Genomic DNA, 16,082 nt, shown 5'->3' with positions numbered 1-16,082 from the left:
CTGCAACTGGATTGGGTGGGGCTTATTGCGGGCGGCTCGGCCTCAGAAAACAAGTCGCGGGGAGTCCAGCATGGTCGCGATTTCCCGGAAGTCGCGCAGCAGCTGCGCCGCATTGTCCGGTTCGAAGAAATGAGCCTTGGTCGTCGCACAATCTGATAGAACGTCTGCCGTCCGGCTCGATCCGGGTAGTTGATAGGCGACGACGAAAATCTCGATCTCGTCATCATTGATGTTCTGGCAAAGCGAGCGTGTCAGGGCGAGCCCATCAGCGCCGCCGTCGCTGGTGCGGCGGTGCTTGACGCCGGATGCGTTACTGGACCCGTCGCCTCGCGACAGATTGTTGAGCCCGTCCGTCATGAACAGCATGGCGCGTTTGGGACTCTCGGCCCGGGTCGCGACCGCCTGCGTGTAGGGTGCGGCAGGCGTGAGTGTCCGCCAGCCCCAGACCAGTCCGCTCGGCAGATAGGTCGATCCCTTGGTCGAAAGGGACGTCACCTTTGTCCGCATCTGATTGAAACTGGACGAAAGCGGCATCAGCTCTGACCCGCAATGTTCGTCAATGGCGGCAGGCAGTCGCGTGCCGTTGACCGCCGCCTGTGCGGCTTTGGCATCGCTGGTTCGGGTGCCCATACAGCCATGCCAGTCGCGCGTTTTCGTCACGCATTGCTCGGGTTCGGTTCGCCATTCCCCGCCGCTGCATTCCTTCTTGTCACGCGTGCGCGTGCCCATATTCCGGCCATCCCGCCAGACCGTGTAGGTTTCCGTACCGACCTTGCGACAGGTCGGCGCCTTGATTTGCGTGCGCGGACGCCAGCAATGCTGATAGCTCTCGCCGTAATTACGCATGTCGATCCAGCTGCGGGACCCCGGTTTGCCATGCGAGGTGCCGATATTCACATATTGCCCGAATGGCACGACGGAGACGCGGACATCGGACTCGCTGTCCTGCAGGTCGGTCAGCATGGCATTCGCCGCGACGCGCATGGCGTTCATGTTCGCACCGGCCATGGAATCGGTTGTGTCCAGAACCAGCGCCAGTTCGATCGGCGTGTCGCCGGCCAGCGGCGAAGCGGTCGTGACGCTCAGTGCGTGATTGTCTTTGCCCATCATTCCCATGATGAAAGGGTCATACTGGTTGGTGATATCGACGACGAGCAGATCGTCCTCCAACCGCACATCGACGCTGAGCGACCAGCCCTCCTTGTTATGAGTCCTGATGACCTCGCGCGCGATCTGTGACAGATCGGCGTGCTTGTCCTCGCCCGACGCTGCGGCGGCGAGAACGGCGGCATCGGCCATGTTCTGCAGGTTGCTGCTGCGTTCATTCATGGATCCGTAATCGATCGCCGCGCCAACGCCGAGCATGACGACCAGCATCGAAACTGCCGTCATCATCGCCATATTGCCGCGCTGACACTTCCGGAATGAGTCCCACATCATTGTCCTGTTTCCTCGTGAGGGGCGTTTGCGACCCGGATTAGCTGTCGGTCTCGTGATAGATCAGCCGCGTCTGGTTCAGCATTTTGGCGATGTCCCGGAAGGAGGAGACGAGCTGCTGCGCATTTTCGGGCTCGAAAAAGGTCGAAGAATCGGTGGCGCAGTCAGAAAGGACCTGTGCTGTCGAGTTCTTCCCCGGCATTTGATAGGCCACAACAAAGACATGAATTCCATCGTCCTTTATAGCTTCACAAAGATCTTTGGTCAGTTTCAGACCTGCCGCTCCACCATCCTTTTTATACTCATGATCCGTTCCCGAAGAGTTGCCTGAACTTTTGCCACGGGAGCGCGTGTTGGCACCATCCGTCATGAATAGCATCGCTGTCATTAATTCTGGGTCTCTGGTGGAGGCCGCCTCGGTATAAGGCAATTCAGGATCAAGCGTGCGCCAACCCCAGATAAGCCCGCTCGGCAGATAGGTTTCGCCTCTGGTCGACAGAGATTGTACCCGGGTGCGCATTTCAGCGAAGTTGCTCGACAGAGGCATGATCGGCGTCCCGCACGTTTGGTTGATAGCAACCGGTAGTTTGACGCCATCATAATCTGCTTGTTGAGCTCTTTTGTCGTTCTCCCGCGTGCCCATGCAGCCATGCCATTTTTTAGTATGCGTACCGCAGACGCGTTCTATTGTCTTAGAACCGCCGGTGCAGCTCCATTTATCACGAGTCTGGTTTCCCATGAATTTCCCATCTTTGTAGACAGGATGAGTTGTCTTACCGACCTTCTTGCAAGTCCGGCCTTTCCAGTTGGTCCTGTCCCAACAGGACTTCCAACTATGACCTTCGTCTTTCCTATCGATCCAATGGCGGTTATCCTTCGCCTTTTCTTTATAACCAATATTCACATAGTCCGAGAAGGGTACAATCGAAACGCGGGTCTCGGATTCCACATTCTCCATTTCCGTCAGAAGCGCTGATGACGCGAGTTTCAGTGCGGCTATATTGGCCCCATGCATTGAATCGGTCGTGTCCAGAACAAGTGCGAGATTGATCGGAGTTGTGGACGGGCGGGGCGATGCGGATGTTACGGAAACGCGTTTGGGTTCGTCGCCCATACCCGGGATCAGCAATTCGTGTTCACTGGTGATGTCGACGACGACGATGTCGCCGTCCAGCCGGGCTTTGACCGTCAGCTTGGGCCCGTCCACATTGTGACTGTTGACCACGGCTTGGGCAATTTTCTGCAACTTTGCAGGATCGTCTTCACCGGACCGTGCGGCGGCCAGGACCGCCGCATCGGCCATATTCTGCAGGTCGCTCGACTGGTTGTTCATCAGCGTATAGTCGAGCGCAGCGCCGACGCCGAGAATGACCACGCCCATCATGAGCGCTGTCATCATCGCCATATTGCCTTTCACATCCCGTGCGAAAGAACGAAGTGTCGGTCGGTTGAACATGACCCGGATTTACCCCAGAAAGGCTGCGATTTGCTTTCCGAACAGGGTTAATCCGACACCAACGGGGCGCAGCGTCCAGACAGGCTAGGGTTTAGGCCAACGTCGGGCGGCTGGCCGCCGATCAGGAATCGCCGTTATAATATACCAGTCGCGCCTCATTCAGGTTGCGGGCAATACCTTTGAACGTATCGATCAGCTCGGCCGCGCTTTCCGGTTCATAGAATGTGTCCTGAGAGGAGGCACATTCGGACAGGACGTCGGCAGTGCTTTTGGCGTTGGGCAACTTGTAGGCCACGACATAGACTTTCACGCCGGACGCCTTGATGTTCTTGCAGAGTTCCTTGGTCAGGTCGAGACCCGCCTTGCCACCATCGCTGCCGCGATTATGCTTCACGCCACTGGATGACCAGTAACTGTCGCCGCGCGAACGGTTATTGGCCCCGTCCGTCATGAAGACCATCGCGCTCATCAGGTTCGGATCGGTCGAAGCGGCGGCTTCCGTATAGGGGGCCGACTTGTCGAGCGTGCGCCAGCCCCAGGCCAGACCGCCCGCCAGATAGGTCGTGCCGCCCGTCGTCAGGCTGTTGATCTTTGTCTTCATGGCAGTGAAATTGGTCGATAAAGGCATGACTTCCGACCCGCAATATGCATCGATTGCTGCTGGAAATTTCGCGGACCCCGCACTGGCACCTGCGGCGGTCTTCGTGTCTGTATGCGTGCCCATGCACCCGCGCCACTTATGAACGCCGTTAGAGCAGACGGTCTGACCGCCATGGTTTATCCAGCAGGATTTCCAGCTTTGTCCTTCCTTGCCCCGATTGATCCAGCCGCGCTTATCCTTGCTTTTTTCCTCGAACCCGATGTTCACATATTGACCGAATGGGACGATCGAGACTTTTGTTTCGGCTTCCGCACTTTCCATTTCGGTGAGCAGCGCATTGGAGGCGAGCTTCAACGCGGCTATATTCGATCCGGCCATGGAACCCGTCGTATCCAGCACAAGCGCCAGATTGACAGGGGTCGATGTCGGCAGGGGCGATGCGGAGGTGACGGAAATTGTTTGCGGCTCCGTTCCCAGCATGCCGGGCACGATCATCTCGTGTTTGGATGTGATGTCGACCACGACGATGTCGCCGTCCAGTCGGGCTGTAACCGTCAGCTCTGCGCCGGTCGTATTATGATTGTCGACGACGGCCTGAGCGATCTTCTGCAGCGTCTCATCATCCTCTTCACCGGAGCGTGCAGCGGCCAAGACTGCGGCGTCCGCCATATTCTGCAGGTCGCTGGACTGATTGGTCATGAGGGTGAAGTCGAGCGCCGCGCCAACGCCCAGAATGACGACGCCCATCATGAGCGCGGTCATCATGGCCATATTGCCTCTCACGTCGCGCGCGAAGCTGTGAATGGATGAATGTTTCAGCATAGGGTAGCAGTATGACGGGAAAGTCCTGCCAAGAGCTTTGCAGACAGTCTTAATGAAAGATGATTATCCATGACCTCTCGTCCGATGAGCACCCGTCCCACGACCACGCATTCAGTGACCGATACTGAAATCTTGTCTGTCGCCGTGGCGCAGCTATCCCCGGCCCTGCTGGACCGCGCGGAGAGCACGCGGCGTGTCATCGGTGCGATTGGCGATGCCGCCGCGCAAGGGGCGGACCTGATCTGCTTTCCGGAAAGCTATCTGCCGGGCTATCCGTTCTGGTTGTCCGGCGGCGATGGGGCGCGGTTCGACGATGATCGCAACAAGCGGCTGTTTGCACATTATTCCGATCAATCCGTGACCATCGAAGACGGACATCTGGACGGGATTTGCGAAGCGTTGCGGGAGGCAGGAATGGCGGCCTGGCTCGGCATTGTCGAACGTCCGCGCGACCGGTCCGGTCATTCGCTCTATTGCTCCTATGTCTATATCGATCAGTCCGGAACGGTCCGGTCCGTACACCGCAAGCTACAACCGACTTATGAAGAACGGCTGGTCTGGAGCCCGGGCGACGGGCACGGGCTTGTCGTCCATTCGCTCGGAGCCTTCACGACGGGCGGCCTGAACTGCTGGGAAAACTGGATGCCGCTGCCACGCGCGGCCCTCTACGCACAGGGCGAAGATCTGCATGTTGCAGGTTGGCCGGGCAATGATCGCAATACGGAAGATCTGACGCCGGTTCTGGCCAAGGAAGGCCGCTCCTTCGTGATCAGCGCCTGCGCCGTGATGCGGCGCGAGGATGTGCGCGACGACATGCCGGATGCGGATTTTGTGCGCGATGCGATCGGTGACATGCCAGCCAATGGCGGATCGTGCATCTGCGCCCCGGACGGCACGTTCCTGCTGGCGCCCTGGGTCGGCGAGACAGGCGTGAAAGTCGTGAAAATCGATGCCGCCCGCGTCCGCGAAGCACGTCAGAATTTCGATCCTTCGGGTCATTATTCGCGCCCGGATGTGACGCAGCTGCGCGTGGATCGGACGCGTCAGACCATCGCGACATTCAACGATGGCTAGCAGACGCGGCTAGAGGGGCAACCCGAGTGACGGCACACGTTCAGGAGCCATTCACGCCGCGATGCGTTACGACTGTTAAGCCCGAAAACGGGCGCAACAATCGGAGGATTCCATGAGCAAACTCGACGAAAAGGTCGGTCAGTATATCGATGAAATCAGAGGCACGCTGGGTCTTGAGCCCGATGTGGACCTGATCCGCAAAGTCGCCAAAGGCCTCGGCCCGGCCATCTACAATAATGATGCGTCCAAGGTCGCCGCGACAGACCCGAAGGAAGTCGAAACGGTCAAACGCAATTTCCTGATGGGCAAACTCGGGCTGGACGATAGCGACGATCTGGATGCGCGGCTGAAATCCGTCATGGATATGTATGCGGAAAAATCCCGCACCAAATACCGCGCCGTCGTCTATTATCTGCTGACCAAGGAATTCGGCAAGGACAGCGTCTACGACAGCTAGTCGATTGTCGCCCGCAGCGTGTCGAGCTTGACGCGCAAACCTTCTTCCAGCGCGTCGAGCTTTTCCTGTCGCACGCCGGTCTCGACCCGTGCGGCGGGCAAACCCGTATTGGCCGAGAAATGCATCCACGCATCATCCGCATGTTGCGGCCAGTCCGGCAGGCCCGGACCGTTCGGATCCCCATCCGCCGCAAAGCTGGCCCAGTAGCCGACCATCAGATCGGTCAGGGCCGCATCATCGTCCGACAAACCCAGAATGGGTTCTTGGCTGCCGAAGACAAAGGGAATTTCTGCCGCATGAAACGCTCCGACGGTCTGTTTGTCCGAGGGCGGAACGCGGGAGAAGAAATAAGTCCAGGCGGGCGCGCCTGCGGCGACGGCTTGCCGGGCTGCGAAGCGCACATTCACACCGAATATCTCGTCACCCATCATCTGCGTGCCGCCTGTCACATAGTCCGTATCGAGGTCGTAGAGATCGACGATTTTGGTAGCCTGAGTCGGGAATGGGTCCGACAGGCGGTTTTTCAGTTGCGCGACATCGCCCGGCTCAAGATCGTTGAGCCAGACGGTTGGCTGCGGATCATCGGGAAAGAACAACGTGCCTTCGTCGGCGTTGAAACCGGCCAGGATCGGCACGGCTTCGATCTCGCCGCTGAGGAAGGCCAGGCCGACATTCTTCGGAAAGACCACCCCGTCGCGAACATGGTGGAAGCCTTCCGACATATCGTTCGTGATCACGGCCTGAATGGCGTCAGCCGGAAGGGCGCGTAACTCTTCCGCGGTCGGATCGGTGAGGCCGAGCGCGTCCGCAACCTGCACGCCCGTCTCATGCCCGGACGGCCAGCCGAGCCCGCCGCCGTCCAGCTGACCCAGATGATAGGTCGATGCTCCGGACTGCAGGATCGCGCGATCAAACAGGCCGGATGCCAGTGGCGTGCTCATCAGTTCCGTGACGGACCAGGCGCCCGCACTTTCACCGAAAATCGTCACGCGCTCCGGATCGCCGCCATAGGCCGCAATGTTGTTCTGTACCCATTGCAAGGCCGCGATCTGATCAAGCGTGCCATAATTGCCGGACACGCCGCGCGGATCATCGGCGGACAGGGCCGGGTGAGCCATATAGCCAAACGCTCCGAGACGGTAATTGAGTGTGACCAGAACCACACCCTGTTCCGGCAGGGCATTGCCCTGATAATAATCGAAATCGCTCGAGCCGAACTGATGCCCTCCGCCGTGGATCCAGACCATGACGGGTGCGTCGGTCGCGTCCTTGGGTGCGCGCACGTTCAGATAGAGGCAGTCCTCGCTGACTGGCGGCGGGTCCATCGCGCCGACAACCCGCTTGATAGCAAAGCGCTTGAACCAGCCCAGACCATGCCCGTCGATCAGACGGTTGAAGAACCCTCCCTCCACATCTGTCGCCTGCATGCAGCGCGTGCCGAAGGCGGATGCGTCGCGGACCTCGGTCCAGCGCGGAGCCGGGGCGGGCGGGGCCCAGCGAAGCGCACCGACTGGCGGGGCAGCGAACGGAATGCCCTGATAGGAGACGATGTCCGGATTGTCCGACACGATGCCCTGCACCGGGCCTTGCGGGGTCTGCAGAATGTCCGAACGGTCGGGTACGCTGGAACAGGCGATCAGGAAAAGACAGGCAGAGCCGAGCAACAGATGACGCATGAGCCGCGCCATGGGGCAAGTCGAGCGGCGCGTCAAATCGCGACGAGACGCATCCGGGATCTGATCAGACCGGACGGTATCTTGCGGGCAGATCGTCCAGCACGATGGCGGAACTGGCATCGACCACGCCAGGCAGCGCCAGAACGCGCCGATCGAGAAAATCCGACAAGGCCGGAATGTCCGCCACATGCACATGGGCCAGATAGTCAATATTGCCGGACAGTTTGTAAAAGCCCGACACTTCCGGATAGCTGGAAATGCGGTCACGAAAGGCCATCGCCGTGTCCGTGTCCTGCCGCTCCACCTTGATCTGGATGAGCGCATGGATCGTCGCGCCGATCGCCAGCGGATCGAGATCGACCGTAAACCGCCGGATGATCCCGGATGCCTGAAGCGCTTCGACGCGTCGTTGACAGGCGGATGGCGACAGATTGACCAGCGCGGAGAGCTGCACCCACGATAATCGCCCATCATCCCTCAGCGCGCGAATAATGCGTTTATCGGCGATATCCATATGAATTCCTGCACGATCATCGATAATCAGACGGGAAATAGCAGCGAAACCGCGCGCAGGCTACACTATAATGCGCGTGACGAATTTCTGTACATTGTCATCACACGAATGGAGAGCCCCATGAGCTACCTCAAAAATGTCGACCATATTTCCTATGCCTGTGAAAAAGGCACGATCGAGCAGTGGGCCTGGTTCCACATCGAGGTCGAGGGCGGCACGCTGATCAAGCGCATCGACGATGTCGATCCAAACGGAAAATCCTCCATGAAGATCTGGTGCATCGATTACGGTAATTTCGGTATCGCCCTGATCGAAGGCATTGACCGTGAAGAGAAGAGCCAGGTCACCAACTTCGTCGAGAAGCATGGCGATCATAGCTGCCAGCACGTTGCCTATAACTGCTACTCGCTCGATAACTTCATCGATCACATGAAATCGCTGGGTGGTCACCCGCGCGGCGACGTCATCATTCAGGATGACGGCTTCGGCATTCTCAAGCAGATGTTCGCCAAGGGCTATGCGACCGGTCATGCCGGCGAAGCGACCTTCCCGGAATATTGCGAGCGCCCCGAAACACAGGGCGAAGTTCGCGACATGGAAATCACCTTTTCCGAAATGGCGGGTGAAGGCTTCTACGCACAGGTCCAGAAGGCGATCGACGAAGGCGACGACCAGCCCTTCTTCGACTTCTCCCGCATGCCGAGCGACTGGGAAGTGCCAGAGGTTCAGGAAAAGCTGGGGAACAAGGAAGCCGCTTAACCCTTCAGGACGGTCACCAGATGAGAAAAAGCCCGGTCCAAGAACCGGGCTTTTTTATGGCACTAGAACAGTGCGCCCTGGATGCCGTCGAGGACGAATTGGGAGGCGAGGGTGGCCAGCAGGACGCCAAGGACGCGGGTCAGCACATTGGTGAAGGTCTTGCCCATCAGCCGAAGGAGCGGCGCGGCGAGCAGGAAGCTGACCAGCGTGATAAGCAGGACGGCAATCAGCGCGGTCATCACGGCGATTTCGCCGGAACGGTCGTTCTGATCGCCCATCATCAGCAGGAGCGAGGCCATCGTGCCGGGCCCGGCGATCATTGGAATACCCATCGGAAAGACGGAGATATCTTCAGGATCTTCAATATCTTCCAGCAGGTCCTCGGCCCGGTCTTCGCGCTTTTCCGTGCGCTTTTCGAATACCATGTTCAGACCGATGATGAACAGCATCACACCGCCTGCGATGCGCAATGCATCCAGACTGATGCCGAGCTTGCCGAACAGCCATTCGCCGACAAAGGCAAAGCCGATCAGGATGACGGAGGCGACCCCGACGGCCTTGAAGGCCATGGTGCGCTGATGCGCTTTCGACGTGCCCTGCGTCAGCGTCGCAAAGATCGGCGCACAACCGGGCGGGTCGATGATCACGAACAGCGTCGCAAAAGCGGACGCAAATACAGCCATGTCGAACCAGACGTCCATTCGCGCCCCATAATCGCGTGATTTCCGGCGAGCAAGCCTTGTGAGCCGCCCATCCTTGCATGGCAGCCCTCCTTGTGGTGCAAGCCTGCCCATGAAACAGAGCCTGACTCTTTTGCTTGCTGCCTCGCTTCTGAGGGCCTGTTCCCCGGATACGACCCTTGAACCTGAACCCGCCGCGACGGTTGAAACGCCGCTCTCATTCATGGAGCCGGATGGCAGCTATGACGATCTCGACAGTCCGGTCGCGCCTTATGTGCTCGCCTATGGGGCCGGGCCGTCACGCCTGTCGCCGGATGGACAGACGATTGCAACGCGACTATCCCTGACGGGAACGCGCCAGATCTACGTCATGGATGCACGCGCAGATGACCCGCAGGCGACGCTGGAGCAAGTCAGTCAAGGCTCTGGCATTACCTTCTTTGAATTTTCGCCCACGGGTGCGCTGATCTACGGGGCTGACAATAATGGTGATGAGCGAGAAAATTACTGGCTGATCGAACCGACGCGGGACGGTTGGTCAGACCCGCGCCTGCTCCTGCCCGCAACAGATCAGGGCTTCCGCCAATTCGGCGACTTTACGGGCGATGGCGGGACGATCGTCTACGCTTCGACGGAACGCAACGGGCTCGACTATGACATTTACACGGCTGATGTCAGCACAGGCGAAACGCGCCGTGTCTTTAAAGGGCAGTTTGGCAATTATGTTCAAGCCGTCGCGCCGGACGGCTCCACTGCGATTATTTCAGAAGCTGTCGGCCAAGACAGCGACAAGCTGTTCGTGCTTGATCTTGAAACGGGCGAACGCACCGTCCTGAGCGCCCCGAGCCCGCGCGCCAACCATACGGACGCCGGGGTCACTTATACGCGCTCTCGCGCCCTCATCCTTGCAACCAATCGACATCATGAATTTTCCGCGCTGGAGCGGATCGGCCTTTCAGGCGAATATGAACAGCGTTTGCGCCGTTCAGTCGATATCGATCAGGTCGGTGTCTGCGGAGAACAGATTCTGTTTACTGAAAATCGGGACGGTTTTTCGAGCCTGTTCACCGCGCCTCTGAGGCGCGGCCCAGGAACACCCGTCAATGGGCTGCCCAAAGGCGTTTACGCGATCGATTGCATCGACGGAACCGGCCTGATCCGCATATCGGGTGCCGATACGCCCGGGGACCTCTATTCGGTCGATCTCGAAACGCTGAAAGCCCGCCGCGTCTTCGCCTCCAACTATGACGGCCTCGAACCACGCGATCTGATTCAGCCAAAATCTGTCCACATGCCGGCCCGCGACGGGGTCGACCTTCAGGGCCTGCTCTACCTGCCGGACGGGGTTTCAAACCCGCCTGTGCTGTTCATGGTGCATGGCGGGCCGACGGCGCAGGCGCGCCCGAACTGGAACGGGACGGTCCAATATCTGCTGTCGCGCGGCATCGCCGTGTTCCGCCCCAATGTGCGCGGCTCGACCGGGTTCGGGCGGACCTATGTAACACTGGATGACCGCCGCAAGCGCTTGAATAGCGTGCGCGATCTGGTCGACATGCTGGACTGGCTTGAATCCGATGGCCGGGTCGATACCTCCCGTGCCGCCGTGCAGGGCGGATCCTATGGCGGCTATATGGTCAATGCGGTGCTGGTCGATTATCCCGATGCATTCGATGCGGGTGTCAGCCTGTTCGGCGTCGGCGACTGGGTCACGGCGCTGGAAATCGCCAGCCCCGGCCTGAAAGCCAGCGACCGGATCGAATATGGCGACATTACCAACCCGCAGTGGCGTGACTTCTATACGGAGATTTCCCCCATCGCGAAAGCCGACCAGATTCGTGTGCCCGTGCTCTATTCGCATGGGGCCATGGATCCACGCATCGATCTGCACGAAACCGAAGTCATGGTGCGTGCCTTGCGGGATAATGGGATCCGTGCGGACTATGTCCGCTTTGCCGATGAAGGCCATGGTTGGCGCAAGCTTCGCAACCGACTTTACTATGCGCGGGTTCAGGCGGACTTCATCGAAGATGTTCTGGGCGATTAAAGATCCAGAAAATTATCAAGTAAATCAGTTTCCTACGACTTCAGCAGTCCGATTCATCTCGACAAACGATAAAAAGATATCATATTGATATCATAACGAATGAAAGGAGAGATTCATGGTTGAGATCAGGGAAAAGGATACGAAGTCGATGAACGGCATCATGATGCTGCTGCTCGGCGTCACGATGATGACGGTGGGAACGGTCAGCATCGTCGCTGCGGCGCGCGCCGATATGGGCGCCGGCATCGCTCTGGCCGTTCTGGTGATCGGTGTCGGTGCCGTCCTTATGGCCGGCCTCTATACGGTCGCCCCGAACCAGTCCGCCGTGCTGAGCCTGTTCGGGAAATATGTCGGCACGGTGGATGAGCAGGGGCTGCGCTGGAACAATATCTTCTTTTCCAAGAAGAAAGTGTCCAAGCGGGTCCGCAACTTCGAGTCCGGCAAATTGAAGGTCAACGAACTGGACGGCTCGCCCATCGAGATCGCCGCTATCGTCGTCTGGGAAGTCTCGGACTCGGCCGAAGCCGTCTTCAATGTCGATGACTATGAAAGCTTCGTGCAGATCCAGTCGGAAGCCGCCATCCGGGCCATGGCGACCAGCTATCCCTATGATCAGCACAGCGAAGGCGAGATCAGCCTGCGCTCCCATCCGGACGAGATTTCCGAACGGCTGAAAACGGAGATTCAGGACCGTTTGGCCAAAGCTGGGATCAATGTGATCGAAAGTCGCATTTCCCATCTGGCCTATTCGCCGGAAATTGCCGGTGCGATGCTGCAGCGTCAGCAGGCAGGCGCCATCATTGCCGCGCGCAAGAAGATCGTCGAAGGCGCGGTCGGCATGGTCGAAGATGCGCTGGCCGAATTGCAGGCCAAGGACATCGTCGAACTCGATCCGGAACGCCGCGCGGTCATGGTGTCCAACCTGCTGGTCGTGCTCTGCTCCGACAAGGCGACACAGCCAGTCGTGAATACGGGCAGCCTCTACTAACGGGTCATGGCTGACAAGAAGTCATACCCTTTGCGGATCAGCGCTCCGATTCTCGATGCCATGAAGCGCTGGTCCGATGACGAGTTGCGCTCGCTGAATGCGCAGATCGAATATGTGCTGCGCGATGCGCTGCGAAAACAGGGTCGCCTTAAACGCGATCACAACGATGGAGAGGATGAATGAAACAGAGATGGGAATATAAGATCGTGGAAGGCGGCTCCGGCATGAGCGGCGCGAAAATCCGCGACAATAGTACGGACATACTGAACCGCCTCGGCCTGGAGGGCTGGGAAGCCTACGCGATCAATTGCAATACGGCTCCGACGGTCTTCTACCTCAAACGCCCCCGCTAGGAGGGTCGCATGCGCTTCGAATACAAGGTCATTACGCTCAAGGCGAGCGTGTGGAAAAGCAAGCCCGATCAGGTCGATCACGACTTTCAGGGCCAGCTCAATCAGCAGGGGTTGCTCGGATGGTCACTGGTCGGGGTGACGCCCTATGGGGCCAGTGTGAAGGCCTTCATGAAACGGGAGAAATAGGACGCCGTTCGATTAGGTCTTGATTCAACCCCAGTCCTGCGGCTACATCCTTATTGATAATCGATAAGGATAATGCAGATGGATACAGCCATCGCAACCACCGGCTTGCGGCGTCATTTTGGTCAGGTCAAAGCCGTTGATGGGGTGGCGCTCCATGTTCCGGCAGGCAGCGTGTTCGGTTTTCTCGGCCCGAATGGTTCGGGTAAGACGACAACCATCCGTCTGCTGCTCGGCCTCATCCGGGCCGATGCCGGGCAGGTCAGGATTAACGGCGTCGATCTGGCGCAGGACCGCCGCGCCGCCCTGTCCGGGGTCGGCGCGATCGTCGAAACGCCGGCCCTCTATCCCAATCTGACGGGCCGGGAATTGCTGCGTGTCGCGGCCTTGCTATTGAACCCGTCCGAAGGTGAAATTGACCGCGTGCTCGACATTGTCGGCTTACGCGATGCCGCCGCGCGCCGCATCGGGGACTACTCTCTCGGCATGCGACAGCGGCTGGCGCTGGCCCGAGCGCTGATGGGGCGCCCCCGCCTGCTTGTGCTGGACGAACCGACCAACGGGCTCGACCCTGCCGGTATCGCTGATATGCGGAAACTGATTACCGAGCTGCCGACGCGTTCCGGCACGACCGTTTTCATCTCCAGCCACCAGCTGTCCGAAATCCAGCAGATATGCACCGATTGTGCCCTGATCAAATCCGGCCAGCTTGTATCCCAAGGCCCTCTGGGCGCCTTGATGGCTCAGGCGCCGTCCCGGCTCGAGATCGAGACGGACAGCCCGGCAAAGGCGCAGGAGATCGCGCGCCAGCAGATGCTTGACGCCCTCGGCACGGATAATGGCTTGGTCGTCCAGTCGCCGCTCGATCAGGGGGCGCGGGCCCGGCTGGTAAAAGCGCTGGTCGAGGCCGGATGCGCCGTCAGCCAGGTCACACAGCGCGAAACAAGTCTGGAGCAGCTTTTTCTGACACTGACCACAGACGGTCCGGACGGCAATGCCCGGAGGGCCGCATCATGATCGGAGATTTTGCACGGCTGTTACAGGCGGAATGGCTGAAACTGCGCCGTTCGCTGATCTGGCTGCTGATCCTGGCGGTCCCTCTGATGGTCTTCCTGCTCGGTGTGGCGATCATCGCGACGGGGAACAGTACGGACCAATGGGACATGCTCGCCATGAGCGGCGCAGCGATCTGGAGCTTCTTCCTGCTGCCGATGACGGCGACGGCGCTCACGGCGCTGGTCGCGCAACTGGAACATGGCGCGCGGGGTTGGTCTTACATGCTGGCCCTGCCGCACCGCAAGACTGCCGTCTTCGCCGCCAAGGCCGTGATCGTGCTGGCCGTCATGGCCCTGATCAGCGCACTGGTCGCGCTGGCCAATCTCGGCAGCGGTCTGGTCGCAGGCTGGATCGCACCGGACCAGGCCATGCAGGGCGCGCTACCGCTCGCACTGTCGAGCGGGATCATGGGAAAGATGTGGCTGACGGGCCTGCTCGTGGTCGCGATTCAGTTCGCCGTCGCCATGCGCTACCGCAGTTTCGCCGTGCCCGTCGTGGTCGGTATTGCCGGGACCTTCGTCGCCGTCGTCGCGACCAGCGCGCAGCAGGGTCTTTATTTTCCCTGGCTGATGGCAACCAACATATTGAACACAGATCCCTCTAAGGCCACGCAAGCCCTTCTGATGGGCAGCCTTGGCGGGCTTATCGTCTTTGCACTGTCAATTATCTGGCTCTCCCGCCGCGACTGGCACTAGCCGTTCCGTCCCGACCCTGCGTCAGGGTGCGTATCAGGACTCTATGTCAGGTCCCTGTGTGAGTGTCGGCTCGAAATGCGTGTCGGGCACGCTCTTACCGCGCAGAATACGCCAGATGCGGCGGGTTTCGCGGCGCAGTATATGCGCCGGCGAACTGGCGATCTTGGCCAGTCGGCGAACGCGCCGCCAGCGTTTGCGCGCAAGCGGTTCATATTCCGGGGTCAGGTGCCCGAAGAAGATATCGGTCGCCTTGTCCCAGCCATAATTTTCTGCGTGGGCGCGGGTGTCGTCGCGTGACAGATCCAGCGCCGCCAGACAGGCGGTCCGCAAATCATCGTCAAGCACACCTGCCCCGGAACCGGGCACAATATCGATCGGGCCGCTGACCGGATAGGCGGCGACCGGCGTGCCCGTCGCCATGGCTTCGATGATGACAAGGCCGAACGTATCGGTCTTGGACGGGAAGACAAAAACATCGGCATCGGCGAAATGACGCGCCAGATCGTCTCCGAACTTCGCGCCGGTAAAGCGGATGTCGGGATAGCGTTTTTTCAGAGCGTCCATTTGCGGACCGTCGCCAACCACGACTTTCGACCCGGGCAAGTCGAGATCGAGGAAGGCTTCGATATTCTTCTCGACGGCGACACGTCCGACATTGACGAAGATGGGGCGCGCCAGATCGTGATAGACATCGGTCTCACGGCCCTGCCCGTCTTCGCCAGAACAGGCCCGCTTGTCGGGGTGGAAGGTGGTCGTATCCACACCGCGCGCCCAGACGCCCAAGCCGGTAAAGCCCTTTGTTTCCAGAAATTCGGCCATGCTCGGCGTCGTGACCATGGTGCGGCCGCCCGAATTGTGGAAATCCCGTACGAATTTATAGGTCAGCGCCATCGGAATGAACGGGACGCGCGCCTTGATATATTCCGGAAACTTGGTGTGGTAGCTGGTGGTGAATGGCATGCCCCAGCGCAGACAGAGCGCACGTGCCGCCTGCCCCAGCGGGCCTTCAGTGGCGATATGCACGGCTTCGGGGCCGAACCGGACCATACGCCGCTCGACATCGCGTTTTGCAAAGGGGGCGAGGCGGATATCCGGATAGGTCGGCAGCGGCATGGTCCAGTAGCCATCGGATGGGGCGATAACTTCGACCTTGTGGCCCCGGTCGCGCAGAATCGTGACTGTCGTGTCCAGCGTGCGGACAACACCGTTCATCTGCGGGTGCCAGGCATCGGTGATGAGCAGGATCTTCATGGCGCGATGCCCCTGAGATTAGCCTTGGAGGGATGA

General features: G+C 59.5%; 16 protein-coding genes and 1 pseudogene. 10 read left to right on the top strand and 7 right to left on the bottom strand.

Annotation, left to right across the window (positions count from 1 at the left end; genetic code table 11):
* Positions 1–42 precede the first annotated feature (42 nt).
* From AB6B39_RS01220 to AB6B39_RS01210, 3 genes are all read right to left on the bottom strand, one after another.
* Positions 43–1,440 carry a vWA domain-containing protein gene (locus AB6B39_RS01220; RefSeq protein WP_284371022.1) on the bottom strand — a complete coding sequence of 466 codons (1,398 nt, stop codon included), beginning with the start codon at positions 1,438–1,440 and terminating at the stop codon, positions 43–45.
* A 37-nt stretch (positions 1,441–1,477) separates the two neighbouring features.
* Entirely contained in the window at positions 1,478–2,893 is a 1,416-nt protein-coding gene (locus tag AB6B39_RS01215; protein ID WP_284371020.1) for a TadE/TadG family type IV pilus assembly protein, read from the bottom strand.
* A gap of 121 nt (positions 2,894–3,014) precedes the next feature.
* Positions 3,015–4,316 carry a vWA domain-containing protein gene (locus tag AB6B39_RS01210; RefSeq protein WP_284371018.1) on the bottom strand — a complete coding sequence of 434 codons (1,302 nt, stop codon included), beginning with the start codon at positions 4,314–4,316 and terminating at the stop codon, positions 3,015–3,017.
* A 69-nt stretch (positions 4,317–4,385) separates the two neighbouring features.
* Here AB6B39_RS01210 and AB6B39_RS01205 point away from each other — a divergent pair, with 69 nt between their 5' ends.
* Both AB6B39_RS01205 and AB6B39_RS01200 read left to right on the top strand, forming a co-directional pair.
* The gene (locus AB6B39_RS01205) at positions 4,386–5,390 is read left to right on the top strand and encodes a carbon-nitrogen hydrolase family protein (protein WP_284371016.1); all 1,005 of its coding nucleotides are present in this window, start codon (positions 4,386–4,388) and stop codon (positions 5,388–5,390) included.
* Between the two features lie 112 nt (positions 5,391–5,502).
* Complete coding sequence (locus AB6B39_RS01200) at positions 5,503–5,847, top strand: DUF2853 family protein (protein WP_284371014.1); 345 nt, start codon at positions 5,503–5,505, stop codon at positions 5,845–5,847.
* On the opposite strand, the gene AB6B39_RS01195 is transcribed toward AB6B39_RS01200, so the two are convergent.
* Positions 5,844–7,523, bottom strand: coding sequence for a carboxylesterase/lipase family protein (locus AB6B39_RS01195; RefSeq protein WP_284371012.1), 1,680 nt, complete (start codon positions 7,521–7,523; stop codon positions 5,844–5,846). The two genes, AB6B39_RS01200 and AB6B39_RS01195, sit on opposite strands and share 4 nt — an antisense overlap.
* A 64-nt stretch (positions 7,524–7,587) precedes the next feature.
* Entirely contained in the window at positions 7,588–8,037 is a 450-nt protein-coding gene (locus AB6B39_RS01190) for an Lrp/AsnC family transcriptional regulator (protein ID WP_284371008.1), read from the bottom strand.
* A 120-nt stretch (positions 8,038–8,157) separates the two neighbouring features.
* On the opposite strand from AB6B39_RS01190, the gene AB6B39_RS01185 reads away from it, so the two are divergent.
* The gene (locus AB6B39_RS01185) at positions 8,158–8,796 is read left to right on the top strand and encodes a hypothetical protein (protein ID WP_284371006.1); all 639 of its coding nucleotides are present in this window, start codon (positions 8,158–8,160) and stop codon (positions 8,794–8,796) included.
* Positions 8,797–8,858: 62 nt separating this feature from the next.
* Here AB6B39_RS01185 and AB6B39_RS01180 read toward each other — a convergent pair whose 3' ends face one another.
* Positions 8,859–9,497, bottom strand: coding sequence for a MarC family protein (locus AB6B39_RS01180; protein WP_284371004.1), 639 nt, complete (start codon positions 9,495–9,497; stop codon positions 8,859–8,861).
* A 91-nt stretch (positions 9,498–9,588) separates the two neighbouring features.
* On the opposite strand from AB6B39_RS01180, the gene AB6B39_RS01175 reads away from it, so the two are divergent.
* The 7 genes and pseudogenes from AB6B39_RS01175 to AB6B39_RS01145 all read left to right on the top strand — a co-directional run bounded on the left by AB6B39_RS01175 (position 9,589) and on the right by AB6B39_RS01145 (position 14,795).
* Complete coding sequence (locus tag AB6B39_RS01175) at positions 9,589–11,520, top strand: alpha/beta fold hydrolase (RefSeq protein WP_284371001.1); 1,932 nt, start codon at positions 9,589–9,591, stop codon at positions 11,518–11,520.
* A gap of 280 nt (positions 11,521–11,800) precedes the next feature.
* Positions 11,801–12,508, top strand: a pseudogene (locus AB6B39_RS01170) (SPFH domain-containing protein); the annotation flags it as partial.
* Positions 12,509–12,514: 6 nt separating this feature from the next.
* Positions 12,515–12,691, top strand: a complete 177-nt coding sequence (locus AB6B39_RS01165) for a hypothetical protein (protein WP_284370995.1) — start codon at positions 12,515–12,517, stop codon at positions 12,689–12,691.
* Positions 12,688–12,861: a DUF4177 domain-containing protein gene (locus AB6B39_RS01160; RefSeq protein ID WP_284370993.1), complete on the top strand. Its 174-nt coding sequence runs from the start codon at positions 12,688–12,690 to the stop codon at positions 12,859–12,861. The genes AB6B39_RS01165 and AB6B39_RS01160 overlap by 4 nt, the downstream gene beginning before the upstream one ends.
* A 9-nt stretch (positions 12,862–12,870) precedes the next feature.
* Positions 12,871–13,047: a hypothetical protein gene (locus AB6B39_RS01155; protein ID WP_284370991.1), complete on the top strand. Its 177-nt coding sequence runs from the start codon at positions 12,871–12,873 to the stop codon at positions 13,045–13,047.
* 78 nt (positions 13,048–13,125) lie between these two features.
* The gene (locus AB6B39_RS01150; RefSeq protein WP_284370989.1) at positions 13,126–14,061 is read left to right on the top strand and encodes an ABC transporter ATP-binding protein; all 936 of its coding nucleotides are present in this window, start codon (positions 13,126–13,128) and stop codon (positions 14,059–14,061) included.
* Positions 14,058–14,795, top strand: coding sequence for an ABC transporter permease (locus AB6B39_RS01145; protein ID WP_284370987.1), 738 nt, complete (start codon positions 14,058–14,060; stop codon positions 14,793–14,795). Before AB6B39_RS01150 ends, AB6B39_RS01145 begins: the two co-directional genes overlap by 4 nt.
* 33 nt (positions 14,796–14,828) lie before the next feature.
* On the opposite strand, the gene AB6B39_RS01140 is transcribed toward AB6B39_RS01145, so the two are convergent.
* The gene (locus AB6B39_RS01140) at positions 14,829–16,046 is read right to left on the bottom strand and encodes a glycosyltransferase family 4 protein (RefSeq protein WP_284370985.1); all 1,218 of its coding nucleotides are present in this window, start codon (positions 16,044–16,046) and stop codon (positions 14,829–14,831) included.
* Positions 16,047–16,082: the final 36 nt, after the last annotated feature.

Origin of the sequence: Algimonas porphyrae, from assembly GCF_041429795.1 — a bacterium.
GTDB lineage: Bacteria > Pseudomonadota > Alphaproteobacteria > Caulobacterales > Maricaulaceae > Litorimonas > Litorimonas porphyrae.
The sequence above is the reverse complement of the archived record's forward strand: the minus strand, read 5'-3'. Positions and strand labels throughout refer to the sequence as shown.